Consider the following 26824-nt stretch of genomic DNA (forward strand, 5'->3'; position numbering starts at 1 on the left):
TAAATAACTCCATTCGCGAGTGTGATTAATAATGGGACGCCCATAAAATTATAACATTCTGCCTGCATATGACGAAATTTCAGTATCTTGAATTAATACCGATTTCCAACAAAAAAATGCACCGGATAAACCGTTGAGTTTCTTGATGGTTCCCGCTGCCAGCATCCATTTATGCTTGGCATTTTAAAAGTACAAGAAGGAGGTGCGGCCGCTTTTATTTGAATAAAGACTTATCCTGCAGCCCCATCCAGCAAGCGCCTATGCTTACCACTCTAAAAGTCAATGCAGCGTTGCCTTTCCCTATTGCGGATTTTGTGAACTCTAACCGACCGCAGGAAGGGCATCGCGCACCTAGCTAAAAACGACAGTCACCATACAAACAGATTTTGCTGCGTGGGGTATGCACCCTCCGGAACTGTTGTGCGGTTCCGGAGGGTAAATTCCACAACGCAATCTTGAAAAATGGAAAAGGGCAGTAGGAATGGCTCGATGATCCCGACCGGCCCTCAATTCTTTCCTCGGTTTCCCCAAATTAACAGGCTGCAACACACGAAAAACCGGTACCGCAACCTGTTTTTCTTTTTAAGAGGCCAGTTTTAACGTTGTGCTGCTGGTAGGAAAAAGAGGAGCATTGGCCCAACTAGTATATTGTTTTTTAAACAGAATCTGTTTAGGTTGGAAAAGAAAGATCTATAAAAACAAATTATCATCATCACAAGAACCAGACAAAAGGTCCTTCTCCAATGACTAATACCTCTTTTTTGCTCCAATCCTGGTTTGACACCGTTAGTAAACGGCTGTTTGATAGCAGAAAAATTGATGATAATTCAATAAGAAAAAGTTTAATGTACGGCATTTCTGCTGTCGGCATTATTTTTCTAATTATTCTGGGTTGTATTGCCGTTGTACAAGGGGGGGTACTTCTCGCCGCTTTAGATTTTTCAGCTGCCTTGCTTCTCCTTGGTCTTCTTTTTCTTCTGCGCATCAAAGGCTACCTGGACTTTTGCATCAAGACAGGCGTCACAATGATGTTCTTCCTGTATCTCTATCTTTTCATCAGCGGCGGAGTCACCGGAACCGCTTTTCTTTGGAGCTATACCTACCCCTTGTTTGCCTTTTTTCTGCTTGGTAGCAAAAAAGGTTTTTGGTATTCCTCTGCCTATTTTTTGTCATGTCTTACAGTCATGATAGTTGATCTCAACTCATCAATGATCAACCTCTACGACATGAATCTTGTCCTGCGATTCATTCCTTCTTTTGCAGTAGTTATCCTTTTTTCGCTTATTTATGAAAAATACAGAGAAAGCTCGCACCAGGCGTTAATGGAATTAAAAAATAATCTGGAAAAAAAAGTTGCGGAGCGAACAGGAGAATTGTTGACGGAAGTACAAAACAGGAAAGCCAAAGAAAACGATCTCCGCGTCAGTGAGGCACGTTATCGGACTCTCTATGACAACTCCAGTGATGGTATCAGTATTATCACCCTGGACGGGCATTTTACCAGTGCAAATAAGCAACTTTGCGACAGGCTTGGTTATACCGAAGAAGAAATCAAAACCAAAAGACCTAAAGATATTTATGCAAAAGGTTCAGGTGGTGAGATCAAAGCCCTTTTTGAAAAGGCTATTGACATTGGTAGCGGAGATTTGGAAGCTGAACAGATAGCTCGATCAGGTAACCACATACCCGTAGAAATAAGAGCTCAACTTATCGTCGTTGACAATAAGGACGCTATCCTCTGCACCTGTCGCGACATCACAAGACGTAAAAAACAAGAAGAAGAGAATAGGAACCTGCAAGAACAATTACACCGATCTTCTAAAATGGAGGCTATTGGTCTGATGGCCGGGGGCATTGCCCATGATCTGAATAATATTCTGGCTGGAGTTACTGGTTATCCGGAACTGATGCTTTTAGGTTTACCCCCTGACAGTCCACTTATAAAGCCGCTTAAAGCAGTCCTTCAATCTGGACGGCGTGCCGCCGCCGTGGTAACTGAGTTATTAACGATGGCTCGTGGAGTCGCCAGCGTCAAACAACCGCATGACTGCAACAACCTGATTGAAGAGTTTCTTGCCACCCCCGAAGCTATAAAAATTACCGAAAATCAACCGAATGTTGCAATTATCAAACGGTTTGGAAAAGCTACCGGATCAATAATTTGCTCACCGATCCACATACAAAAATGCATCATGAATTTACTGATCAATGCTGTTGAGGAGGTTAGAGACAAGCCAAGGGCGTGGATAGAGATCGAGACAGACAGACCAAACCTTAGTGATGATGCCTTTGAAAATCTAAACCTACGTCCTGGTGACTATGTGCGTATCCGTGTTAAGGATAATGGCTCAGGTATCTCCAGTCAGGATGTTAAGAAAATATTTGAACCATTTTATAGCAAAAAAATATTGGGCCGAAGTGGTACAGGACTGGGCCTGACTGTAGTGTGGAGTGTGGTGGATGAGCACCACGGCGCAGTCGATGTTGACAGCAGTGGACAGGGAACAATCTTTACTCTATATCTCCCCGCAACAAATAGTGCCGAAATTAAAAATACCCATAGTCCTACTGAGCAAGAGGATCAACCAACCGGACACATCCTTGTGGTGGACGATGAACCGCAACTACGCGATATAGCAAGTATAATGCTCGAAACGTTTGGATACACAACAAAAACTGTTAATTCGGGTGAAGAAGCTGTAGCCGCTATGCAAAAGGAGACATTTGACTTGGTGTTAATTGACATGATGATGGAACCAGGAATGAACGGCAGACAAACCTATGAGAACATCATCAAAATCAACCCCGGACAAAAGGCTCTAATAGCGAGTGGTTATTCTGAAAATAAAGAGGTAAAACGAGCACTTGCACTCGGTGCAGGCGGATTCATAAAAAAACCTTACAGCATGCGCGAACTATTTCTGGCTCTACAAAGCGTGGAATTAAAAGCACACAATATCAAATGACCAGTAAGATTTTATCATAGTTGCCCCCGCACTTGTACCATCGCCAACGATCATTTCACACTTATCCGCACCATACCTAAAAACAGATCATTAATGATTTGCCCGTGTTTCACAAATAATCCCCTATAATTTCTAAAATTCCCTATAATTTCTAACGTTTTATTGCTAAACATATTTTTATTAAACATTTGCATCAAAAAAACCGAAATAATAAAGGAAGAGTACAACACCGATATTGGAAAAAGTCAAAATATTATGAGGTGGATCATTATGGTTACATGTTTACGTCAGTTTGTTTTTATCTTTTTAGGAACCGTATTGCGCTGGCCGATCTGGCTACTCATTGGAATAGCTGGTCAATTCAAGCTCTTCCGGTTTGTTTTTCTTGTTTATCCCACTGACGAAGTGGAATGTCGCCAATTCTGTCCAAATATTCCAATACTCCGTCGCTATTTATCCGGCAGACCAACACCTGGTGGACTCATTGTGGATGGCTGGTGCCCTATCGGCATTTACTTTGTGGTTCCAGACCTTCCACGGGACCTGGCACGAAAAAAAAACCGGCAACTGGCAGAAACTATCGTTAGGCGTATGCGCTGGATAAGACGACTAGCAGGTGCCAAGACAATCGGGTTAGCCGGTCAATTAGGGCCGATTTTTTCCAAACGCCACAACATCCCTATTGAACCACCTATATTTAGTAGCATCAATGGCAATATTTTTAGCATCCACGAAGCGATAAATTGGGCTGCGCTTCAGAAAAAGACATTTTCAAAGCAGATAAAAATTGCCATCATCGGAGGCGGAGAACTGGGAGAAACCTTGCATGGATATTTAAGTGGACAGGGGCTGCAAAGTAATATTGTAGATGTGCGCTTTACTCGACGAGGAAATGTCCTGGCGATCACCTCTTGCCAAAGCGAAGAGATGGTGAAACAGGCTAATTTTGTAGTGAATCTTCTGCCAAAGGGAGAAGATTTTATAGAGAGTAATCTTCCGAAGATAATGGGAGACAAGACATCTGTCATCGATTTTTCCCGCCCGGCGATTGATCAAGAGAAGTTATCACAAAAGATCTATATGGGAAACCGGGTACAGAGAACCGGTATGCGTTTTGTCCTTGCCCTGCCCGGTGGCTGGGGCCAAAAACAGCTTCCAGCTTGTTCTCTGCCAGCATTATTAGCCGCCCTAACAGGAGAAATTAACAACAAACTGGATTCCTTCTGTCTGCATGCCAGGAAACAATCTTTTTCGACAGCTCTTCTTGCCGACACGCCGATTCGACTTTCCAATCTAAACGGTGTCGGCGAGGTTGAAGGTGAACTAATAGCCGAGGTGGGTTGACGGTAAAAACTCATAACTAAAAATGTGGTTCGCTTTTTAAGATTGAAAATATTTTTAGCCTTAAAACACCAATTACAACATGGCCCTAGTTGGACCACCGGGCCACTTTTGATACCAAAAACTGCCCCCTGATCAGTCCACACCAGCCAGGCCTTGGTCTAGGCCGGCTAGTGTGGACTGATCAGAGTTATTCAAAGTTCTAAGGGTGAAGGATCGCCGGGATAAATATTGCCATTGAAATATTGCCATTGACGACAAGAATAACATATATTAATATATTACCGACTACTTTGATTTATTTTCTGATTTGTTGGTGTATTTTAGTGTATTAGATAAAGCGACACATAAGAGGCAAGCAAAGATGTGGCACGGAATGATAGTAGAAAAACAGCAAAAAACAGAGGTACCCGCAGGAATCTGGCATGATTGGAAAGAATTTCATCCCGAACCAGGTGTATACGTTTATGTCAGGGATCTGGACGCACCGGATATATTGGAAATTGGGTGGGCCATGGGAGTCAAAGGAAACACAAAGGTCGCTGTCGTCAACGATCCTACAATGAACCATTTTACATTTGATCAGTGGCAACTAGTGCCGCTACCTGTCGAATAGCTAAAATTCACGATTTGGGGGGAGATTTAGGAGTATTTATTAGCAAAGAACCTAAAAATATTTCTCCCCGAAAGATAGGAACCACCCGAAAGTGAAAAACCGCACCGTTTTGTATTTCAACATCAACTTCCGTTTCCTTCCTCTCCTTTGAAGCCAGAGAAACACTATCGAGAACTTCATCAAAGTTGACTATTTTTTTCCTAAGACTCAAAACCACTGTATCGAAAGAGGGTTGGGTCGTAATGTCTAACCCATCGAGGAGCCCCCATCTATTACTCGAAAAAATGATGTCCCGTTTTGAGTTATAGAACGTTACCCCCTCGTTTAAATTGGAAAAAATAGTCTTATATAATTCTATCTCGTCTAGAAGCTTTTCGTATTTTTCTGCCTTTTCTTCAACTTTTTTACAAAATCCGTGATTGGCCTTAATACCATATATCACTTGGTTCAATAGAGTTATCAATTCCTCTGGTTTAACAACAGTACCATCATAAACACTATTCCCAATGCCACTGTCTTTCGCTGGTGGATTTTCTTTTTCATAAATTGATCTACCCACCTGAATCATTTCATCATAAGAAATTTTAAAGTAATCCGCGAAACACCGTTGTGTATCAATGGGGCAGCTTTTAGGATTTCCTTTATACAGTTTATTTATATATGCAGCTGATTTATTTATCTTATTTGATGTTGCTATATCGATTTGCCTCTCCCCGTCGTCTATTTTCTTACGAAGAAAACTGAGAAAATAATCAAAATTTGTCGGCATTTTTTCCCGCCATTGAGATTTAAGTGCATTGATCGCGAAACAGAAGAATATACGAAAATTCACTAAAAGCAATAACTTTACAAGAGAAATTGAAAGAGCAGGGCCGGCAAACAACAAAATCAAAATATTTTAAGTGAAAAATCGCCACACTATAAGCTTGACATATATCTTTTTATTTACTATTTTATGTTTATATTAGTTGTTTTAAGTGTATTTAGGTGTATCTCAAAGGCCAGAACATAAACCTAAGCCCGTGATGGGGGATCTACAATACACATAAATACCGTAAAAATGGCCATTTGCCGGATTGGTAGCTTTATAACGTTTAGTTGCCTAGCCACCAAAAGAAACCAATTTTAATAAAAAAACGAATGAATACAGTACATTTTATCTTACAAGGGAAGGGCGGTGTTGGTAAATCTTTAGTTTCTTCAATGCTGTTTCAATACATACAAAAAAATAAAAATTGTATTGGAATAGATACAGACCCGGTAAATGCAACCTTTTCAAGGTGTGTCGATTTAAATGTAAAACAGTTAAATATCATGGATGATGATGATATTGATCCTAGAAAGTTTGACACCTTGATGGAACAAATACTAGAAACAGACAGCGAGGATAAACATATAATTATTGATAATGGGGCCTCGTCATTCATTCCACTTTGTTCGTACCTAAAAGAAAACAATGCTATTGATTTAATAAAAGAATCTGGAAATAAAGTTGTTTTGCATTCAATTATTACAGGTGGACAGGCTTTAGGTGATACTCTTGCCGGTTTAGGTACACTAGCATCATCTTTTGATGCCCCTATTGTCGTTTGGTTAAATCTTTATTTTGGGGATATTTTTAAGAACGGAAAAACATTTGAAGAATTTAAAATTTACCAAGAATATGGACATAAATTTCAATCAATAATTCATATTCCACTCAGAAAAAAAGCTACGTTTGGCAAAGATCTGGAAGACCTTTTTTCCAGCAGGGAAACTTTTGATACTGCCATCAATAACTCTAAAGTGCCAATTATGGTGCGTCAGCGCTTAAAAACATTTTGGTCGGAAGTTCAAGGGGAAATAGACAAAGCACAATTGATTTGAAAAAACCAGTAAACAGCCCGAGAAAAAGGAAGTGTACCAATAATGAACGAACAAGAACCAAAACCAGAAATCCCGAACATGCCACAATTACCAGACGGCATCGGTCTAACGTTAGATGAAGTTCGTTCCCTCCTTGCAACCAAAAATTCCATTACAGTCTCTCCTGATGATCCCATCCTTATGATGGTGACCTTGCTTAATGCCTTCCTCACTGAAGAAGAGAAATTGTTATATCGTCACCGGAAAGCCCTTACCTCGATCCTAACTGATAAAACAGACAACTATGTTCAAGCTGTCGAACAGACTACGGCCGGCTTGAGCGAAAGCATTTCCACTTCGTCGGTACATGAAATCAACAAAATATTTCAGGAAAATGGTGCCACGATGAACCGTTTTCGGTCCAACATGGTGTGGCTTGCTGCCATTGTCGGAATATCCGCCCTGGTTAATGTCGCTGTTTTTGTGTTGAGGTAACCAATGAGCATAGACAACCGATTGATGACATCATTAGAACACAATTTAGGTCCTGTCATTATGTCCGCGCTGCGTGATCCGGACGTTGTAGAAATCATGCTCAACCCTGACGGTAAAATCTGGATTGAAAAACTCGGCCATGAAATGGCGTCTGTTTCAGTAATGGCTACCGAAAAGGCCCGATTGATTCTGTCTTTAGTGGCCAGCGGTTTGGATACCGTGGTGACGCCGGAGCGTCCCATTGTCGAAGGTGAATTGCCCCTGGATGGCTCTCGATTTGAGGGACTTTTGCCGCCTGTCGTATCGGCTCCGAGTTTCACAATCAGGAAAAAAGCAAGCCGTGTTTTCGGCCTGGATGAATACGTCCGGACCGGAATCATGGGTGCTGCACTAATTCCCCTTTTTCAAGAAGCGCTTACCTCGCGTATCAATATCCTGGTGGTTGGCGGTACCGGATCAGGCAAGACCACCCTGGTTAATGCCCTGATCCTCGCTCTTGCCGATCTTTGTCCAGCCGACCGCCTCCTGATCTTGGAGGACACTATGGAACTCCAATCAAAAAGCCCCAATACAGTATTTTTTCGAACCTCGGACCATGTGGATATGCGGCGTCTGGTCAAGGTGACTATGCGCTATCGACCTACCCGTATCATCATTGGTGAAGTCCGCGACGGTGCGGCCCTGGATCTGTTGAAAGCATGGAATACCGGTCACCCTGGCGGGATCGCCACGGTTCACGCCAACAGCGCAGCCGAAGGGTTAGACCGGCTGGAAGAATTAATTGCTGAGGCTACCATAGCACCCAAGCAAAAACTCATTAGCAAAAGCGTTGGCATGGTCGTTTTTATTGAACGATCCCCCGGCGGTCGTCGCATAGCCGAGGTCTTACGCGTCACCGGCTATGACACCAAAAACCATAAATATCAAACTGAGGTTGTTTTTCATGCATAACAAACTGTTTTTTGCCCTGTTGCTTTTATTGGCTCTTGTTACTCCGGAGATTGTATCCGCCTCCGGCGGCATAACCGAATTTTCCAGCCCTTTAGAAAAAGTGGTTAACACCATCACCGGCCCGGCGGGTAAATGGGTTTCAATTGTCGCCATGGCACTCTGTGGCGTGGTTTTTATTCTTAACAAAGATGATTTGTCCGGCGGTTTCAAACTGCTGTTGCAGGTAGTGTTTGGTATCAGTTTCATTGCCTTTGCCACCTCTATCGTCAATAACGTTTTTTCCTTTTCCGGAGCGCTCATCTAATGCGAACCGTGCCGATCCGCCAAAGCCTGCATCGCCATAATCAGGTATTCGGTGCTGAACGCGAACTGGTCATGTTCAGCGGCTTGATTGCCTTTTTGGTAGGGGTAGGCGGTATGACCCTTATTTCCGGAGTGTCAGCGGTGCTGTTCTGGATCTGTTCACTGTTTGTTTTACGCGCAATGGCCAAAAGCGATCCGGTTATGTCAAAGGTCTGGATTCGCCATATTAATCAACAAGATTACTATCCGGCCAGGGCGTCCCGTTGGCGGTCGCAAGGGGGATTCAAGTGTTGAAACTTAAAGATTACCGATCCAGCGCCAAAGGACTACCTGATTTATTGCTCTATGCCGCCCTGGTCGCGCCTGGAGTCGTGTTAAACAAAGATGGCTCTTTCCTCGCAGCCTGGGCAATAGCCGGCCAAGACACGGCGGGTTCCACCCCGGACGAATTAGCCTGGATTTCCAACAAGGTCAGCAATGGTATCAGAATGCTAGGTACTGGTTGGATGTTGCATGTAGATGCCATCCGCAGCCCCCACCATGCGTACCCGCAGCCGGAAAGCGGATATTTTCCCGATCCGGTCACCCGGTTAATTGATGAAGAACGCCGTTCTTTTTTTGGCAACGGCCTCTGTTACAAAACTGAAACGGTTTTGACGGTCACTTTTAAGCCGGATCTTAAGGCCACGAAAATGGCACAATCCGTCCGAACTGGTGTTTCCGTTTCCGGCATGGAAAAGGCCCTTGATCAATTTATTGGTACTTTAGTCGAATTGGAAGATTTGCTTTCCTCGGTTTTGCGGATGGAACGGCTTGGGGAAATTGAGCAGGAAGACGGCCACTTTTTTTCTTCTTTGTTGTCACACCTGCAACGTTGCCTGACCGGAGAAAATTATCCTATCCGTGTACCGTCAACCCCGATGTATCTGGACGCCCTTATCGGCGGAGTGGACCTAATAGGCGGCTTACAGCCTCGTATTGGGGAGCAGTATCTATCTGTACTTTCCCTCGATGGCCTGCCCCATGAATCCTGGCCCTCGATGCTGGCGGACCTGGACAGTATCCCTGTGGCTTACCGGTATTCAACCCGGTTTATCTGTCTCGATCAGCTTGACGGTACCAAGGAAATCAATATGTACCGGAAAGGCTGGCAACAACAGATGTTTCGTTTTCTGGATATGTTTCTGAACAATCCTAATGCCCGCGTAAACCGCGACGCGCAAATGATGCGGGATGATGCAGAAGAAGCTCTGTTAGAGGTCCAGGCCGGACTGGTTGGTATCGGTTATCTGTCGTCTTGTATTGTCCTGCTGCATGAAGACCTGGAACAATTACACCAGCAAACTCGAGAGTTCCGGCGGATCGTGCAAACGCTTGGCTTCGGCTGCCGGGTTGAATCTATCAACGCCCTGGAAGCCTGGATGGGATCGCATCCAGGCAATGGATATGCCAACGTCCGCAGACCGCTGGTCAATACCCTGAACCTTGCCGATCTGTTACCCCTGGCAACCACCTGGACCGGCAGCCAATATTGTCCTTGCCCGTTTTATCCACCCCGATCCCGACCGCTTGCGGTCCTGACCACGGACGGCTCTACACCGTTTTGGTTTAATCTCCATTCCGGCGACCTGGGCCATACTTTAGTTCTCGGTCCCACCGGATCAGGGAAAAGTACCTTACTGAGCCTTATAACCGCCCAGTTTCGCGGTTACCAAAACGCGCAAATTGTTGCCTTTGATAAAGGGATGAGCCTGTATCCTCTCTGTCTTGGTGCCGGTGGCGATCATTATCACATCGGTATTGATTCGCTTTCCTTCGCACCTCTACAACACATTGATGAATCCGAGGCGGAATTTTCCTGGGCCGCCGGTTGGCTGGCCTCGCTGGCGGAATTACAAAAATTAGTCATTCTGCCGGGACATCGTAACGCGATCCATACCGCCCTCACCACCTTGCGGCATAATCCGCCGGACATGCGGTCATTGACTGATTTTTGGCATGTCGTGCAAGATGAAGAGGTGAAAGAAGCTCTGACCCAATACACCCAACAGGGAGCAATGGGGCATTTGTTGGACGCTAACAACGACGAATTAAACCTTTCTCGGATGATGGTGTTCGAGATCGAGGATTTAATGGAAATGGGCGAGGCCAACATGATACCGGTGCTGCTCTATCTCTTCCGCCGATTTGAAAAAAGTCTGTCCGGTCAACCCTCGTTGCTGATCCTCGATGAAGCCTGGGTCATGCTTGGGCATCCGGTGTTCCGGGCCAAAATCCGGGAGTGGTTGAAGGTACTCCGCAAAGCTAATTGCGCGGTGGTCCTGGCAACACAAAGCCTGTCTGACGCCAGAAATTCAGGGATCATGGATGTACTGGTTGAATCCTGTCCCACAAAAATACTCCTGCCGAACCATGCGGCCCGGCAGGATAACCAATACAACCTGTATACCGATATCGGCCTGAACAACCGGCAAATAGACATTATCGCCAACGCAACACCGAAGCGAGATTATTACATTATTTCACCCGAAGGCCGCCGCCAGGTGCAATTGGCTCTCGGTCAAAAAACGCTTTCTTTTGTCGGTGCTGCCGACAAGGACAGTATTGCAAGAATCAAACAATTGGCCGCAGAACACGGCCCAACCAGTTGGCAAGAAAAATGGCTGGAAGAAAGGGGGAACTGATGAAGAAAAAGCTACTAATTTTAGGAATTACTGCGCTGCTGACACTACCCGCACCCGCCAAAGCAATTTATTGCAGCAACTGCTCAAATGTATTCGTCCAAGCCTTGGAGCGTGTAACTAATCTGAAAGAACTTGAGACTTTGACCAGTCAATATGCTGAAGCTCTCCAACAGACCGCGCAACAAATCGAAATGGTGCAGAACATGATTCAAAACACTGCATCGTTACCGGGTAACATCAAGGCCCAACTGGCCGGACAATTAAGGGATCTGGCCTCTCTTACCGGCACCCTTAAAACACAACGTGGTGAAATGACAGCTCTGGCCGAAGTGTTCAACACGCTCTTTCCTGAACAGTCGGAATTTGCCGATCTGGCCGGTGCTAGTCCGGCAGAGATCGCTGCCGCGAACCAAAAATATAGAAACCATTATGACACCTGGTCAAGTTCAGTAGATCAGGCGTCTGAAGCCACCTTCCAGCTTTCCGGCCACCAACTTCAAGAGCTGCAGGATACCGGAGAACTGGAAAATTATATCAATAGTTTGCTTCAAAGTCCTGATGGACAAATGAAAGCAATTCAAGCCGGAAATCAGCTTGCCACAATACAAATCCAAGAGGCCCGGCAATTGCGCGAGCTAATGGCAACAAAGACGCAATCATCCTTGGCAAGCCAGATGAAGGCGGAAAAAATATCACAGATGGAAATGGAACAATGGAAAGAGGCAACGACTACATCGGATTATGATTCTAGCCGATATAATGAGCCGTTACCTTAAAACATTACTTTAAAGGTTTGTCGTATCTACTGCCATCGTATTCAGTTGTTTTGGTAACTCTCTTCCAGGCCGCCCTTTCTTTATCTTCTTCGGCTGTATCTTTTGGCTGCTGGATGTTTTGAGTTTGGGAAACGGTGTTACTATTTGTCACTTTTTGAGATGTTTCTAATTTGTTATCGCAACCGACAATGGTTACGCCAAACACAAAAAAGAAAAAGATTAAGGTCGCTTTTATGCGCATTATAAAACCCCTCCATTTGTTAGTTTTAGTTATTTTGTTTATTGCTCTTGTGCCGGACGTCAGCTTTGCCGAGCCTAGAAATATCGTCGTAGATATAATGGACAAATTTTCAACCCAGGCTTCTGTATATGGTACAACATTACAAGGATACGCGGAACGATTATTTTATTGGTGTTTGATCTTAGATGTTGTTTTGCTCGGAATCAGAGTTTCTTTAAATAGAGACGATATTGCATCAATCTTCAAACAGTTTGTTTTTATATTGCTTTTCGCAGGGTTTATCTTCTCTGTTATTAAAAACTATGATGTATGGTCAATGAATTTGATCAATGGGTTAAATTCAGTTGCAATAACTCTTGGCGGCCCTGATCTTAATTTATCCCCTTTCAATACTGGAATGAATATCGTTAAGGGAATTATAGACGAATCATCAGGGTGGACGCCGATAAGTTCTCTTGGTTTTTTGATTGTCGGGGCCATGATCATGGTGTGTTTCGCCTTAATAACCGCACAGATCGTCATGGTTAAATGCGAAGCCTATATTGCCATGAACGCTGCCGTACTTCTATTAGGATTCGGCGGGTCAAGTATTCTGAAAGAATACGCCATTAATACTATGCGCTACGCCCTGTCGGTAGCCTTCAAACTCTTTGTCATGCAGCTTGTTGTTGGTATCGGGATGTCATTTTTAAATGACTTCCGGGATACAACCATGCAACTTGAAGACCTCCTTATTCTCGTTGGTGCCGCTGTTGTGCTTCTCGCCCTGGTCAAAACCATTCCGGATGTTTGTGCCGGAATCATCAACGGTTCTCACACTAATACCGGCGGAAGCCTAATGACAACCGCCGCAGCGGTCGGAGCCGTTGGGGCGGGGGTAGCAGGAGGTGGCGCATCCCTGGCACGAGGTATCGGATCTGTTAAAGCAGCAGCAGAAATGGCAGGACACCAGGGCAAAACCGGTTGGGCTAAATTCGGCGGTACTGCCCAAAATTTAATGGACGCGAACAGTTCTTCCCGGCAAGACCGTAATGCCTGGGGATCAATCGGCCAGCGCATGAACTCGCATTTAAAACAAGGGCGAGAAGCTGCGAAAGTCTCAAAAAACCTCAACAACGATCAAACCTAATCAGCCACAAACAAATCATATAATGATTGCTGATATTCCTTGATATTTCTCGGGAATATCAACCCAAAAAAGAGGTAAAAAATGGAATTTTTGAAGAAAAAAGAACCATTACAGGACCGGTCTGCCCGGACGAATAACCCCTATATAGACGGACGGGAAGAATGGTTAGAACGGTATGGATCGTATATCAGCCGTGCCGCGCAATGGCGAGCGGTAGCATGTGCCTGTCTGGGTATTTTAGCCCTATCTCTCTTTGGCAATATCATGCAGGCGCGGCAAGTCAAGGTTGTTCCGTATATCGTCGAAGTCGATAAATTAGGCAAGGTTAGCAATGTGATCCGAGGTGATCAATCAGTTGCCGCTCCGCGTAATCTGGTCCAGTCCGAGATTGCCGACGCCATTATCAACTGGCGAACGGTCACGGCAGACACCGAACTACAAAAAAAAATGATCACTCGACTGTCCCGACTTATCACCGGCAGTGCCAAGGGCGTTCTTAAACAGTGGTTTGAAGAAAACAACCCGTATGAAATAGCCAAATCGGGCAAGCTGATTCATGTGGAAATCAAGGGCCTGCCGCTGCCGGTTAGCGATACATCATACAGAGTCGAGTGGATCGAGACAATCCGCAGCCATGCCGGAGCCTTGATTGATCAACGGAGTTACGAAGCCACGGCATCTATCCAATTGCAACCGCCTACATCCGAGGCGGACATTCTAGCCAATCCTGGCGGGGTCTACATTACGGCGCTGGCAGCTTCCAAAATAATAACCAACTAGAGGAATTAACCCATGCAAAAAGTCATAGTCGCAGTGTTTCTCCTGGCCCTGGCTTCTCCGGTTCTGGCAAACGAGCCCTCAAACTACCTGAACCCGGTGGCGATTCCGCTTACCGCAAAAGAGCGCAAGGCACTTCAACTTTCTTCGCAATGGAACGGTGGCGGCGATGTTCAGCCGTACATGGCCGCCGGGGGAAAACTCATGTATGTGCATGGGGCCTCTCTACCGACCGTGATCGCGGCACCGTTCCAGGTCTGTGACGTGGAATTGGAACCGGGCGAAACCATCAATGAGATCGTTGTTGGTGACTCGGCCCGGTGGATGGTTGAATCCGGTACCGCCGGAAACACTACCCATTTGTTCATCAAACCGGTGGACTCCGGACTTGAAACAAGTGCCGTAATCACCACGGATCGGCGCGTATATCATTTGCGGCTGTTGTCACGCCGCAGCGGACATACCCCGTATGTCGGTTTTACTTATAGCGACGCCATCCGTCGAACCACCCTGCAGAAAAACGAACTGGCCAAAAAAGAAAAGGAATGGCAGTCCACCAAGGATGAAGCGGGCCGGGATGTTGATTTGTCCAAACTCAATTTTAATTATGAGGTCAACGGCAAAGCCGCCTGGAAACCGGAACGAGTATTTGATGATGGCCTAAAAACATATATAAGGCTTCCCGATGCAACGAGGTCCGGAGAAATGCCCGCGCTCCTGGTTCGCAAGGGCGATAAAGACGTACTGGTAAATTACCGGATCAACGATACCACCATGATGGTTGACGGCCTTTTCAAAACAATTGCCCTGGTCGCTGGAGTGGGGGGGGATCAAGAGAGTGTCGAGATAAGGAGGGCAAAATGATCCGGATATTCGCTTTGATTCTGTTTCTTGGTTTGACCGGTTGTGCGGGTAGCCACAAAGTCGGCGGTTCTTTTGTCGGTCAACTCCCTCAAGAGGGTGTTGTCGCTATCGCGGACGATGCCACGAGTTATCTGACATCCCTCTATCCGCCGGGTCACACCTCGATCAATTTGGTGACACCTCAGCAATCGGATGCGTTCAGCCGTGCGCTTGAAACCAACCTACGGCAAAAAGGGTTTACCTTGTCCGGGAGCGGTACGGTGACCATGAGCTATGTACTTGATACCCTACATTCGGCAGTACCGCCGGTCTGGTATCTGCAACTCCGGATCGTCGACACCGAACAGAGCAAAACCATAGCCCGGTCATATACGGCCAATGGGTATCCGGCAGCTGGTTTTTCAATTCTCTCAACTGGTGGTGACCATGGAAAGCCCTAACAGTTTACGACCGCCAAAGGCCAAACCAGAAAAAATGAAAAAATGGCCGTTGTACATTATCGCCCTGGTCGTCCTCGGTCTGTTCGGGGTACTTTTTTACAGCGTCAATTATAATGATTCTACCAAAAAAGATGTGGAAAAACAGGTGGTAGTGGTCCCACAGGAAAGGCCTTTGACAGTCCTGGAAGGGCACGGATTGTCACTTCAGCCACCATCCGATAGTCCAGCGGTTTTACGGCCGGAAGACCAGCCTCAACCGCAAACAAAAGGGCCGTTGGTGGTAGTGCGAAATGATCCAGCCCAAGCCGAGGAAAGTGCTCGCCTGGAGCAGGAACAACGCCGGGCCAAGCAACAGGCATACGTTACCGCCCTGGCCTCGCCCCTGGTCGCCAAGCGGATCGGGACGGACAACGCCGCCAACAAAACGGAAAATCCATCCGGTAAAACTAACCACTATTCGCAGACTGCCGCCGTTCAACAGCCGGTCGATATGTCCATGATGGATCCAAACCAGGCCGACAGCACCACTGCTGATCGAGATAAAGAACAGTTTTTTGAAAGGTCAGGCCGGGAAGAATGGCTCTCCCCTTATACGCGAGAATTGGGCCGATCTTTTGAAATCAAAACCGGCACCGTCATTCCTGGAATCATGGTCAGTGGGATCAACTCCGATCTGCCGGGAAACTTGATCGCGCAGGTTTCGCAGAATGTCTACGACACAGCGACCGGCTATCGGCTGTTGATCCCGCAAGGCTCAAAACTGTATGGCGTCTATGATTCCCGCGTGGTGTACGGGCAAAGCCGCGTCCTTATTGCCTGGAATCGGCTCAATTTTCCCGATGGTTCCGCCGTGACCCTCGGCGCCATGCCGGGTGCCGATATGTCCGGCTATGCGGGACACGAGGACCAGGTGGATAATCATTATCTGCGCATCTTCGGATCTTCGCTGTTAATGAGCTTGATTACCGGCAGCACTAGCTATGCCATGGATAATGTTTCCAACAACAGCGACAACAGCGACGGCACCTCAGTGCAAGACGCCATGGCTGCCGCCCTGGCGGCACAAATGGGGCAAACAACTCTTAGCCTGCTGCAAAAGAATCTGAATATCAAACCGACCTTGGAAATACGGCCCGGGTATCAGTTTAACGTCATTGTGACCAAGGACGTTGTTTTTAAAGAGCCATATACAAGGCGCGATCCGTACACAGGACAAAACAATGACTGAACAGCAGTACGGCCATGTCAGCCGGACGACCACTAAAAAGACATGGCGTTGGCTGGTTATTTTTTCCGTTTTTCTTTGGAGTCTAGCGGTGCTGATGTGGACGGCACAACGGATAGCCTGGATGTTTGGCAACCATCCTTCGCTCGGTGAACCGTTTACCGCCCTTTCCCGGCTCTGGTATTGGCCCTGGCAAATGCTGTACTGGCCATCGGGTACTTTGTCGTCGTCGGTGGTGCAGCCGATCACCGATCAGGGCTTGATGATCTTTGCAGGCCCGCTGGTCCTGGCTGGCTTGCTGTATGTGGCAGCTCACCAGACCCCAAAAGGGCGGAAGGATCTGCACGGCACGGCCAAATGGGCGACTTATAGCGACATAAAGGCTATGGGTTACCTCTCCGGTCAGGGTGTCTATGTCGGCGGTTGGTTTGACTCCAAGAAAAAAGAACAACTGTATCTGCGGCACAATGGCCCGGAACATCTGTTGGGCCTTGCGCCGACTCGCGCCGGAAAAGGGGTTGGCCTGATCCTGCCGACCTTGCTTGCCTGGGAACAGTCCAGTGTGGTCTTTGATATTAAGGGTGAAAACTACGCCTTGACCTCCGGATACCTCAAAAGCCGGGGCAACAAGATCCTGCGTTTTGAGCCTTCGGACCCTAGCGGCCTGACCGCCTGTTTTAATCCGCTTGAGGAAATCCGGTTAGATGGTGACCGGGCTATATCGGATGTGCAACAGGTGGCCAATATGGTGCTGGACCCTGACGGCAAGGGGTTGCCGGATTATTGGGACAAAGCGGCCTGCGGCTTTTTTGGTGGGGTGCTGCTGCACTGCCTGCTGATCACCCGCCATGCGAAAAAACGGCATGCCAACCTGTATGACGTGTCATTGATGCTCGAAGATCCGGAGCGCGAAGGTGGTCCCAGAGATCTTTTTGAAGAGATTATTGCCACGGATCATGCGGCCATGCTGTCCGCGATATTCCCCGGTATTGATGTTAAAAAAGCCCACGCTGCCCATATCTTTTGCGCCTCCACCGCCAGCGGTATGTTGGCAAAAGCAGATAAGGAAATGGCGGGTGTGGTCTCCACGGCTACAGCAAATTTGGCGTTGTATCGTGATCCGGTTGTGGCCCGTAATATCGAACGGTGTGATTTTCGGATTATGGATTTGATGAATCATGCCGTGCCGGTCAACCTTTATCTGGTGATCTCACCGGCTGATATTGATCGGTTGCGTCCGCTGTTGCGCATCTTTATGACGCAACTGTTAGGTAGACTGACAGAAAAAATGACCTTTGCCAATGGTGCCGGCACGGCTATTTATGCCCATCGGCTCTTGCTGATGCTCGATGAATTCACCTCACTTGGTAAATTGCCCATCATCGAGCGGGCGATTGCCTTCATGGCCGGGTACGGCATCAAAGGATATTTCATTGTCCAGGACACCAAACAACTGAACAATGTTTATGGCACGGATAACGCCCTGATGGCCAATTGTCATATCAGGATTGCCTACGCCCCGAACATCTCGGAAACGGCTGATTACCTCTCCAAACTGACCGGTACAACAACGGTGGTGAGTAAAAAAGTTTCCATTAGTCGCGGTAAAGGCGGCAGATCACGATCAACCAGTATTGCCGAAACATCCAGACCGCTGCTGACACCCGATGAGTGCCTGCGGCTGCCGGGCGCGGAGAAAGATAGCTCCGGTAAAGTGACCGCCCCTGGTGACATGCTGATTTTTACCGCCGGCCAATCCCCTATCTACGGCCGGCAGATCCTCTATTTTATCGATCCGGTATTTTCGGCCCGCGCCAAAGTACCACCCCCTATGAAGTCGGATAGCCTGTATGCCGCCTCGCGGCAGAAACAAGCTGCCGTGCCGGTCGGCCCGGTGATAACGGAAACGGAATATGAAAAATATCTTCGTGATTAGCCTGGTCGCTTCGGTAGTCTTGGCGGTTTTGTGGTCGGCAGGTTACCGACTGAACCTGACCCGCTCCATGCCGCCCGGCCTGTACCGGATCACGGACGGCCCAATGCAGCGTGGGCAGCTGGCCTCGTTTTGTCTTGAGGATGCTGAACATATCACCCTGGCGCGGGAGCGGGATTACTTAGCCGCCGGATCCTGTGCATCGGGCTTGCGCCCTCTGCTTAAAGTGATCTCCGGCATTGCCGGCGACAGGCTTGAATTGCCCAATGGATTGATTGCGGTCAACGGTCAACCGCTGGCCGGTACGGTAATCGTTAGTACGGACAGCCAAGGACGGCCATTGCCTCCCTCTCGCCTTGTTCCCGGTATTATCCCACCGGATAAAGTTTTGCTTCTCTCACAACATCACAGCGGCAGTTTTGACAGCCGATATTTCGGCCTGGTGCCGCTCGCTACTCTCAGGCTGGTTGAGCCGATAATTACTTTTTAAGGAGGAATCACATGGATTACTTGAAAGCAGCAGCGCAAAAGGTTGAGCAACAGGCCATGGATCACCCCGGCATAGGTATTCCGGTTGATCCGGATGTTGCCGATTATATGGGCGCTTTCCAGAGCGACGAAAACGAGGCCGATATACTGGAGGGAATCGTCAGTGAAGAAATCTAGCCGAAAACCCATATCGGAAACCTTTGCCGAAACCATCATCGAGGAGTTGAAAAAGGGTACTGCTCCCTGGCAAAAGCCATGGAAAGCCGGAGAGTATAACCGGCCCATGAATCCGGTCAGTGGCACAGTTTATAAGGGCATCAATACGATAATGTTGGCCCGGCACGGCTACGCTGATCCTCGGTGGTTGACCATGAAACAAGCCAACGATCAGGAATGGCGGGTAAAAAAAGGTTCCAGGGCGCAACAGGTCGTATTCTGGCAATGGACAGATCGTCAGACTGTGCTGGATGATTCCGGCCAGCCGGTCCGGGATGAAAAGGGCGAAGAACTGAAAGAAAACGTGCAACTGGATCGGCCACGCCTGCATGTGTTTTCCGTATTTCATGCCAGCCAGTTACAAACCCTTGATGGTCAGGATATTCCAGCCTATGAACCACCGGAACTCACCTGGGACCCGATTGAAAGGGGTGAAAAAATCTTGCAGGATTCCGGCGCGACTATCATCCATGACCAAGCGAATCGTGCCTTTTATCGAATTACGACCGATGAAATACATCTGCCGTTGCACGAGAACTTTCCTGAAGCGGGCAATTATTACAGCACCGCCCTGCATGAGCTCGGTCATTGGACCGGGCATTCATCACGGATGGATCGTGAGTTTGGCCCGCGTGGATCAGAAGCATACGCCAAAGAGGAATTACGCGCGGAAATAGCATCCTGGATGCTTAACCAGGAGTTGGGATTACCACACCAACCGGATCAGCATGTTTCCTATGTGGACAGTTGGGTAACCGTTCTTCAAAAAGATCCGCATGAAATTATGAGGGCCAGCCGGGACGCGGAAAAGATTAAGGAGTACGTCATGGATCTACAGCAGGAGTTGACAGCAGAGCAGCCTGAAGTCGAAGCCGGGGTTTTTGTTATAAGTGGCAACACATCAAAAGCTGAGGTATCACATGAAGTATATCAAGAGTATCCTTCCGCCCAAGAGGCTGGCACGGCCTTTCAGGCGCTTTGTGCGGCAAACGAGCAAGGGGCGTTTCATTGCGAATATCACCAGGGCGACAAAATATTTGACTTAGCAAGTAGGGACTATGATCATTTTGACCGGCAAAAATTGATCATGAAATTTGAGGGGTTGGAGTCTCCTGCACCGCAAGAAATGAAAGACCAGTTCATGGCCGGGTATCAGAAATCGGCTGAAATTTCGTCTCAAGATGTCGCACCGGCAGCACAAGAAACGCTTGCTGAGACAAAAACCTTTTTAAGTGTTCCGTACCGAGAAAAAGATAAAGCCAAGGCCGCGGGGGCAAAATGGGATGGAACGGCAAAACTCTGGTATGCCCCTGAAGGCGTAAGCCTGACAGCCCTGGCCGCATGGCTGCCGGAAAAAGAAGCTGTGGTTGTTACAACTGCTCCAGGTCTATCCCCTGTAGAAGAGTTTGCCCAGACGCTCCAGCAAACGGGCCTGATTGTTGATGAGCCGTTAATGGATGGGCAGATTCACCGGGTGCCGGTGTTGACCGGCAAGGCCGGAACGAAAGACGGTGCCTATTGCGGCTACGCTGACGGACGCCCCAATGGTTGGGGGCAGAACTACAAGACCGGCGAGCAAGTAAAATGGATCGCCACCGGCCACACCTTGAGTGCAGAGCAAAAGGAAGTTTTGAAAGCGGAAGCCTCTAAACGGTTGGCGGCACGAGAAACCGAACGAAAAGAACAGCAGGCAAAGGCCATGAAACGGGCATATGCCAAATGGATGAACGCCGAACCAGCCGTGGAACATCCTTATCTTGCAAAAAAAGGAGTGAAAGGTTTTGGGTTAAAACAGGACCGGCACGGTAACCTATTGATTCCTGGATTTGATCCCCGGACCAGTCGATTGCAAACCTTGCAATGGGTTGAGCCGAACGGTACGAAAGGATTTGAGAAAGGTTGCCCGCAGCAAGAAGCAGTCTTTGTTATTCCCTCTTTGAAGTCGTTGAATAATAAAGAATTTCTGATTGCTGAAGGCTACGCTACGGCAGCCAGCCTGCATATGGCCACCGGTCAACCGGTGGTTGCTGTGTTTAATGCAAATAATCTCCAGCCAGTGACCGAGATCCTCCGCGACCAATACCCGCAGGCTGAAATTACTCTTTGTGCTGATAACGATCATCATTTACCGGAACAGATCAATGGTGTTCCGTTTGGCAACGTGGGTCTGAAAAAGGCACAAAAAGCCGCACAAGCAATTGATGCTGCTGTCGTTGTACCAAGTTTTACCAAAGAGGAAAAGGCATTGAAATATACAGATTTTAATGATCTGCATAAATCGCGAGGTCTGGATGCTGTGGCTAAAAGGGTCAAGTCGCAGACTGTGGAGATGGCCCGATGAAACGCTGGTTGGTCGTCCTGATCCTGGTTGGCAGCGTAGTCGCTGGGCAAGCCTGGGCAGAAAATTCAACACCTATGGCTTCGATGTTTGAAGAAGCGGCAAACGCCTGGAATGTCCCGGCTGAGTGGACGCAAGCGATAGCTCACGTTGAAAGCGGCTTTTCTCCCTGGTCGCTTAACATCGAAAGCAAAGGGTACCGGTTTGACTCCAAAGAAAAAGCACTAAAAAAAGCCAAAGAAGCCGAGGCGGAGGGCCTGTCTTTTGATTCCGGCGTTATGCAGGTAAATAATTTTTGGTTGAAGAAATACGGTATCCCCCTGGAGGCGGCTTTTGATCCGTTGGCGAATATTTATCTCGGATCATGGATACTGCAACAAGAGATCTACAAGCACGGACAGACCTGGAGTGCGGTTGGTGCGTATCACTCACCTAATGAGGCCAGAGGGCGGAGGTATGCCGAAATGGTTAAAGATGCTTTGGGAAAAGGTCCGGCGCGTATCCCTGCTCGATTGATTGCCTCGAGTGCACCGGCGGAAAACCCCAAGTCTACGCCAACGCTTGAAAAAGAACAACCAGACTCTTCGCCCCTGGTCGTTGCGCGGCGAGACGGTAACCAGGTCGCCAGATCAGAGCAACAACAGGTCAATGTGGTACCGTTTGTACAGCGATTGAATAATAGTAAAATATAAGCAATGGCCATGGTTTGTTCACTCAGGGCGGCGGTGTCGTCTGCCGCCCTGAAGGCCAGTCTCTCGTCAATTTGTGCTTTGTCCAGCGCCCTTTTCATTCCCTTGTAAATCCTTGTTCTCGGCCCTTGCGCTGTCTTAGCCCCGCAGATCTTTCAGCAAGCGCTTTTGCTTGCCACTCTACCAGTCAATGCAGTTGCATTTCCCCCCTTGCTGTTTTTGTGAGCTATAACCGCCCGTAGGAAGGGCATCGCACACCTAGCTAAAAATGACAGTCATCATACAAACAGATTTTGCTGCGTGGGGTATGCACCCTCCGGAACTGTTGTGCGGTTCCAGAGGGTAAATTCCACAACGCAATTTTGAAAGATAGAAAGGGCAGTAGGAAAAGAAGAGATCTAAGGGCAGGTGATATTTCGCAGTTGCAAGAATGAAAGATCGCGCCGGCCAACACACCCTTTGTAATTTGTTGGCGGTGGTTGTGGCGTAGCAGAAAACTCCGGGAACAAAATCAGAAAGGAGAGTGGTGGCCAGGGAAGCCGAAAGCCGATCTATCCCTCGAATAATAAAAATGAAACATTGTCTGGAAGATTTTTTTGATATAAGACTTAAAGACAACGGTCGGATATGTTGGAAATATTGTACTGTAAAGAAACCTCAATCTATCCCATGTGATGTGATGTACAGGACAGCGAGGACCACTTCACCAGTGATGCAGGTACTAAAAAAGACATGGAACAAAAACTCTTACTCGTTGATTTTGAAAATGTGCAGCAGATAGACCTGTCTCAAGTAGAAAAAAATAGCACCGTTAAAATTTTTGTTGGTTCGAGCCAAAAATCGATTCCTATCGATCTTGTAACTTCTGCCCAAAAGCTAGGTTCTCGAATTGAATGGGAGAGAGTAGATGGCAATGGAAGTAACGCTCTTGATTTCCATATTGCTTGTCACCTAGGTCGGGTTTTGGAAAAATCACCACAGATTCATTGTACGGTTCTTTCGAAAGACAAAGGTTTTGATCCACTCCTTCGTCACCTGAACAGAGCTGGGCTTAAATGTAAACGCATAAATAGTCTTATCGAACTTGATCCAAAATCAACCCCTAAAGAGGATCCTAACTACAACAGGGCATTTGAGATACTCGGAAAAATTGAAAAAAAGAAACGACCAAGAAAACTCACAACACTTACAGTTTATATTTCCTCAATTTTTCAAAAAAAAATATCTGCTTCTGATATTGATCGTATTATCGACTTGCTCTTTGCGAGAAAAATGATTTCAGAGACCAAAGATACTATTTCGTATAACTTCTGATTTTTAAACAAAAAATTAGGATCGCCTATTTACCATTTCCTTACGTGGGGTAAGAAGTGCAAGCTCAACTATATTCTAATAACCGAAGATTCCTGGAAAGACTGATTGGAAAGATGTTGACCATGGAAGAACCCCAGCAAAGTTCTCTAAAATGATGTCAGCTTTCTGTGTATCATCCCAATCCGGAGAGATATGCAGATCAGCTGAATAACTAGCCCGTGAAAGAACCAAAAATGGAATCAAATCCGAGCAACATTATTCATCCACTTCCTTACGTCGAAAGACAGATAGAACCAGCCATTAAAAACAACGATTTATCAAAAGAAGTGGTATGGACCTACCTTGTAGCACGCAAATATCAAGACAACCAAGATGGCCTGGTTGAGAAACTATGCGGAGTGACTGAGGAATTACCTGATGATGCAAAAATTTGGCTTGAAGCCTATTTGTATCCAACACGTCTGAGGCAAGAGGAATTGAAATGTTGGCGAAATCGTGCCGATTTGTCGCTGGGACATCTGGAAATCGTCAGTGACCGTGACTCACAAATTCGAGCAAATGGAGAATGGATAAACATTGTCGAATCCAAATGGTATGACGATATCCATGCTAATCCGAAAAACCCGCGAATTCTACAATTATCCCAACTAATAGAACATGCCTTGTTGTTGCATGACAAAGCAGGAAATTTTCCTGAGCGTGTCTATGTCACTTTGCTCACGCCGCAATATTTCAAAAATCAAGAAGGGCCATTTTCTGACCGTAATTACCAACAAAAATTTGAAAAATATAAATCCAACACAATAGAGCTTAAAACCGATCTGCAAATCTGCCCCATTACCTTTCTCTGCCACGACTTGGACACTCTCCTCGGTCGTATAGATGCGTTGATTCTCCGGTGGGTTACATTCGAAGAGCTGCTCGAATTGCCTCCCTTGGTTAGTCACAACGTGCCCGGGAAATACAAAACTAATTTTCATAGCTGGAAGCAGGTATTCAGTGAAATCGGCATGAAATCGACCTATTACGATTTATTGGCAGGTAACTGAGAAGTGGAAATTTTGATTCATAGAGGAGCGAAGCAGGTCGGGGGCACCTGCATAGAAATCTCCAGCAATGCTTATCGCATTCTCCTTGATTTCGGTCTTCCCCTTTCTTTCGACTTCGGCGATGATATCAAATCTTTTTTGCCCCAGCCACTTTTCGACGACTTGACCCACGGCACAAAAAAAGTTGATGCTGTTTTCCTATCCCACGCACACTTAGATCATTATGGCCTTGCAGGTTTTCTACCCAGCAAAATCCCGATATATTTGAGCAACGCGACAAAAAAAATAATGGGCTTCAGCGATGAATTCACACCCAACAAAATAGGGACCATCAATACGGCTGAATTTCAATCATATTCGCCCGTCAAGATTGGCGAGATTACAGTCACACCGTTTCTAATGGACCACTCCGCCTTTGATGCTCATGGATTTTTGGTCGAAGCGGGTGGAAAATCAATATTTTATACCGGTGATTTTAGAGGCCATGGTCTGAATAAAGCTCTCACTTCCGAATTGGCAGCCAAATTGCCGCCAATCGATGTTCTGCTGATGGAAGGAACTATTATCGGAGAAAGGGAAAGTGAATTTTTCCAAACAGAAGAAGAAATCGAAACAAAATTCATGGAGATCTGCCGGGAATTTTCAGGGCCTGTATTGGTTTCCGTACCGAGCCAAAATATTGATCGCATCATCTCGCTATACCGAACTGCGATGAGATCAAACCGGAATCTGATCATTGACCTGTATAGCGCCGAATTATTTAATCGCTTGAAAGAATATACAAATAGCCTCCCACAAGCTGGCGGGATAAATGTTTCCATTTGGTATCCCTTTTTCCAGAGGGAAAATCTGGTCCAGGAAAAATTGTTTTGGGTCATGAAAAAATACAGACCGCATAAACAGCCTTTGCCTGAGCTTGCAAAAGAGTCAAAAAATCCCGTAATCCTTTTGCGCCCTCCGTTCCGGAAAGAAATCGGAAGACATTTTGACCTTTCAGAAGCAGTATGGGTCTACTCGATGTGGACTGGCTATCTGGAACGGAGCGTGGCATTGCAGCGACTCAAGGCATGGGCCATAGAGAATTGTATCCCCTTTAAATTATTGCACACGAGTGGTCATGCAAAACTGGATGATTTAAAGAAGTTTGTCTCATCGCTATCACCAAAGCGGCTAATTCCAGTTCACTCGTTCCACCCTGAACAATATTCGCAACACTTTGAACATGTTTCCATTTTTAAAGATAATGAGCGTATTTTTGTATGAATGAAAGGACTTGGGCTAACAACCGCATCAAAACGGATTGGCAAATCCACTTCGCTCCTTTGCCAATCGGTTTTGCGGAACGTTAGCGACGAGAGGCAAGTAATTACATGAAAATCAGAAGAGCCTTGCCTGAAGACTCAAGTACATTAACAGACATATCATTTAAATCAAAAAAATATTGGGAGTATCCAGACAAATACTTTCAAATTTGGAAAGAAGAATTAACTATAACGAATAGCTATATAACTGATAATTTTGTTTATGTATTCGAAAAGAATAGCTCTATAATAGCGTATTACTCAATAATAAATTTAGCAGAACAAATTAAAATTCAAAATATATATCTTGAGAAGGGATATTGGCTTGAACATATGTTTGTATTGCCCGAATATATTGGGCAGAATATTGGAAGGCAAATGTTCTACCATCTATTAAAAACATGTAAAAGACAAATTATACAGGAAATTTCAGTTTTGTCAGATCCAAATTCAAAGCAATTTTATTTGAAAATGGGTTTTGAATATATCAGAGATATCCCGTCAACTATTAAAAACAGAACCACTCCGCAATTGAGACTAATAATATAAATATTTTCGATAACAAATCGTTTCACCGGAAAAGATTACCAGTGAACTCAACGTTGAACCATTCAATTGGAAAGAAATACTTTACCGGACACAACAATATTGCAATATTGGTAGCTGGATGATGCAGGACATAGCCAATTCCGAAAATTAAAACATCGATGATGGATTTATCCCGTGATGTTCTTCCTGAAGGCAATAAAAGTACTATTCCTTTTGATATGCAATCTTTCAATTTGAAATCATTGATATTATTGTTACCAAAATTATGATATGGATGTGCCATCCATTTTGAT

Annotated in this window: 27 protein-coding genes; 24 read left to right on the forward strand and 3 right to left on the reverse strand. The window is 46.3% G+C overall.

Annotated features, from left to right (window positions below):
* Positions 1-743: 743 nt before the first annotated feature.
* The 3 genes from ACYQ8U_RS20715 (at position 744) to ACYQ8U_RS20725 (ending at position 4923) form a co-directional block, all read left to right on the forward strand.
* Positions 744-2966: a hybrid sensor histidine kinase/response regulator gene (locus ACYQ8U_RS20715; RefSeq protein WP_459947471.1), complete on the forward strand. Its 2223-nt coding sequence runs from the start codon at positions 744-746 to the stop codon at positions 2964-2966.
* A gap of 270 nt (positions 2967-3236) precedes the next feature.
* Positions 3237-4310 (forward strand): Rossmann-fold NAD(P)-binding domain-containing protein, encoded by a 1074-nt coding sequence (locus tag ACYQ8U_RS20720; RefSeq protein WP_459947472.1) that lies wholly within the window; start codon positions 3237-3239, stop codon positions 4308-4310.
* A gap of 373 nt (positions 4311-4683) precedes the next feature.
* Positions 4684-4923: a hypothetical protein gene (locus ACYQ8U_RS20725; protein ID WP_459947473.1), complete on the forward strand. Its 240-nt coding sequence runs from the start codon at positions 4684-4686 to the stop codon at positions 4921-4923.
* Between the two features lie 7 nt (positions 4924-4930).
* On the opposite strand, the gene ACYQ8U_RS20730 is transcribed toward ACYQ8U_RS20725, so the two are convergent.
* The gene (locus tag ACYQ8U_RS20730; protein ID WP_459947474.1) at positions 4931-5692 is read right to left on the reverse strand and encodes a hypothetical protein; all 762 of its coding nucleotides are present in this window, start codon (positions 5690-5692) and stop codon (positions 4931-4933) included.
* 371 nt (positions 5693-6063) lie between these two features.
* On the opposite strand from ACYQ8U_RS20730, the gene ACYQ8U_RS20735 reads away from it, so the two are divergent.
* From ACYQ8U_RS20735 to trbJ, 7 genes are read left to right on the forward strand one after another with little or no spacing between them, the layout of a single operon-like run.
* Positions 6064-6789, forward strand: a complete 726-nt coding sequence (locus ACYQ8U_RS20735; protein ID WP_459947475.1) for a nucleotide-binding protein — start codon at positions 6064-6066, stop codon at positions 6787-6789.
* A gap of 42 nt (positions 6790-6831) precedes the next feature.
* A complete protein-coding gene (locus tag ACYQ8U_RS20740; protein ID WP_459947476.1) occupies positions 6832-7263 on the forward strand; it encodes a hypothetical protein in 432 nt (143 codons plus the stop codon).
* Between the two features lie 3 nt (positions 7264-7266).
* Positions 7267-8214, forward strand: a complete 948-nt coding sequence (gene trbB / locus ACYQ8U_RS20745; protein ID WP_459947477.1) for a P-type conjugative transfer ATPase TrbB — start codon at positions 7267-7269, stop codon at positions 8212-8214.
* Positions 8207-8518, forward strand: coding sequence for a TrbC/VirB2 family type IV secretion system protein (locus ACYQ8U_RS20750; RefSeq protein ID WP_459947478.1), 312 nt, complete (start codon positions 8207-8209; stop codon positions 8516-8518). The genes trbB and ACYQ8U_RS20750 overlap by 8 nt, the downstream gene beginning before the upstream one ends.
* Entirely contained in the window at positions 8518-8811 is a 294-nt protein-coding gene (trbD, locus tag ACYQ8U_RS20755) for a conjugal transfer protein TrbD (RefSeq protein ID WP_459947479.1), read from the forward strand. The genes ACYQ8U_RS20750 and trbD overlap by 1 nt, the downstream gene beginning before the upstream one ends.
* Positions 8805-11201, forward strand: a complete 2397-nt coding sequence (locus ACYQ8U_RS20760) for a VirB4 family type IV secretion/conjugal transfer ATPase (protein ID WP_459947480.1) — start codon at positions 8805-8807, stop codon at positions 11199-11201. Before trbD ends, ACYQ8U_RS20760 begins: the two co-directional genes overlap by 7 nt.
* Positions 11201-11977, forward strand: coding sequence for a P-type conjugative transfer protein TrbJ (gene trbJ, locus ACYQ8U_RS20765; RefSeq protein ID WP_459947481.1), 777 nt, complete (start codon positions 11201-11203; stop codon positions 11975-11977). Before ACYQ8U_RS20760 ends, trbJ begins: the two co-directional genes overlap by 1 nt.
* A 4-nt stretch (positions 11978-11981) precedes the next feature.
* Here trbJ and ACYQ8U_RS20770 read toward each other — a convergent pair whose 3' ends face one another.
* Positions 11982-12218 carry a hypothetical protein gene (locus ACYQ8U_RS20770; RefSeq protein WP_459947482.1) on the reverse strand — a complete coding sequence of 79 codons (237 nt, stop codon included), beginning with the start codon at positions 12216-12218 and terminating at the stop codon, positions 11982-11984.
* On the opposite strand from ACYQ8U_RS20770, the gene trbL reads away from it, so the two are divergent.
* The 14 genes from trbL (at position 12211) to ACYQ8U_RS20840 (ending at position 26531) form a co-directional block, all read left to right on the forward strand.
* Positions 12211-13347: a P-type conjugative transfer protein TrbL gene (gene trbL, locus ACYQ8U_RS20775; protein ID WP_459947483.1), complete on the forward strand. Its 1137-nt coding sequence runs from the start codon at positions 12211-12213 to the stop codon at positions 13345-13347. The genes ACYQ8U_RS20770 and trbL overlap by 8 nt on opposite strands.
* 81 nt (positions 13348-13428) lie before the next feature.
* The gene (locus tag ACYQ8U_RS20780; protein ID WP_459947484.1) at positions 13429-14127 is read left to right on the forward strand and encodes a VirB8/TrbF family protein; all 699 of its coding nucleotides are present in this window, start codon (positions 13429-13431) and stop codon (positions 14125-14127) included.
* Between the two features lie 12 nt (positions 14128-14139).
* Complete coding sequence (gene trbG, locus ACYQ8U_RS20785; RefSeq protein ID WP_459947485.1) at positions 14140-14988, forward strand: P-type conjugative transfer protein TrbG; 849 nt, start codon at positions 14140-14142, stop codon at positions 14986-14988.
* Positions 14985-15428 (forward strand): hypothetical protein, encoded by a 444-nt coding sequence (locus ACYQ8U_RS20790; protein ID WP_459947486.1) that lies wholly within the window; start codon positions 14985-14987, stop codon positions 15426-15428. Before trbG ends, ACYQ8U_RS20790 begins: the two co-directional genes overlap by 4 nt.
* Positions 15415-16656: a TrbI/VirB10 family protein gene (locus ACYQ8U_RS20795; RefSeq protein WP_459947487.1), complete on the forward strand. Its 1242-nt coding sequence runs from the start codon at positions 15415-15417 to the stop codon at positions 16654-16656. Before ACYQ8U_RS20790 ends, ACYQ8U_RS20795 begins: the two co-directional genes overlap by 14 nt.
* The gene (locus ACYQ8U_RS20800; protein WP_459947488.1) at positions 16649-18589 is read left to right on the forward strand and encodes a type IV secretory system conjugative DNA transfer family protein; all 1941 of its coding nucleotides are present in this window, start codon (positions 16649-16651) and stop codon (positions 18587-18589) included. Before ACYQ8U_RS20795 ends, ACYQ8U_RS20800 begins: the two co-directional genes overlap by 8 nt.
* Positions 18567-19076 (forward strand): conjugative transfer signal peptidase TraF, encoded by a 510-nt coding sequence (traF, locus tag ACYQ8U_RS20805; RefSeq protein ID WP_459947489.1) that lies wholly within the window; start codon positions 18567-18569, stop codon positions 19074-19076. The genes ACYQ8U_RS20800 and traF overlap by 23 nt, the downstream gene beginning before the upstream one ends.
* Before the next feature lie 11 nt (positions 19077-19087).
* The gene (locus tag ACYQ8U_RS20810) at positions 19088-19252 is read left to right on the forward strand and encodes a hypothetical protein (protein WP_459947490.1); all 165 of its coding nucleotides are present in this window, start codon (positions 19088-19090) and stop codon (positions 19250-19252) included.
* Complete coding sequence (locus tag ACYQ8U_RS20815) at positions 19239-21632, forward strand: zincin-like metallopeptidase domain-containing protein (protein ID WP_459947491.1); 2394 nt, start codon at positions 19239-19241, stop codon at positions 21630-21632. Before ACYQ8U_RS20810 ends, ACYQ8U_RS20815 begins: the two co-directional genes overlap by 14 nt.
* On the forward strand, positions 21629-22321 hold the full coding sequence (locus ACYQ8U_RS20820; RefSeq protein ID WP_459947492.1) for a lytic transglycosylase domain-containing protein: 693 nt from the start codon (positions 21629-21631) through the stop codon (positions 22319-22321). The genes ACYQ8U_RS20815 and ACYQ8U_RS20820 overlap by 4 nt, the downstream gene beginning before the upstream one ends.
* A 729-nt stretch (positions 22322-23050) precedes the next feature.
* On the forward strand, positions 23051-23632 hold the full coding sequence (locus ACYQ8U_RS20825) for a PIN domain-containing protein (RefSeq protein ID WP_459947493.1): 582 nt from the start codon (positions 23051-23053) through the stop codon (positions 23630-23632).
* A 218-nt stretch (positions 23633-23850) separates the two neighbouring features.
* Entirely contained in the window at positions 23851-24681 is an 831-nt protein-coding gene (locus tag ACYQ8U_RS20830; RefSeq protein ID WP_459947494.1) for a hypothetical protein, read from the forward strand.
* Between the two features lie 3 nt (positions 24682-24684).
* Positions 24685-25944 carry an MBL fold metallo-hydrolase gene (locus ACYQ8U_RS20835; protein ID WP_459947495.1) on the forward strand — a complete coding sequence of 420 codons (1260 nt, stop codon included), beginning with the start codon at positions 24685-24687 and terminating at the stop codon, positions 25942-25944.
* 107 nt (positions 25945-26051) lie between these two features.
* On the forward strand, positions 26052-26531 hold the full coding sequence (locus ACYQ8U_RS20840) for a GNAT family N-acetyltransferase (protein ID WP_459947496.1): 480 nt from the start codon (positions 26052-26054) through the stop codon (positions 26529-26531).
* Positions 26532-26553: 22 nt separating this feature from the next.
* Here ACYQ8U_RS20840 and ACYQ8U_RS20845 read toward each other — a convergent pair.
* The coding region (locus tag ACYQ8U_RS20845; protein ID WP_459947497.1) for a hypothetical protein at positions 26554-26824 on the reverse strand (271 nt) is incomplete at its 5' end.

Source organism: Desulfocastanea catecholica (assembly GCF_054657295.1).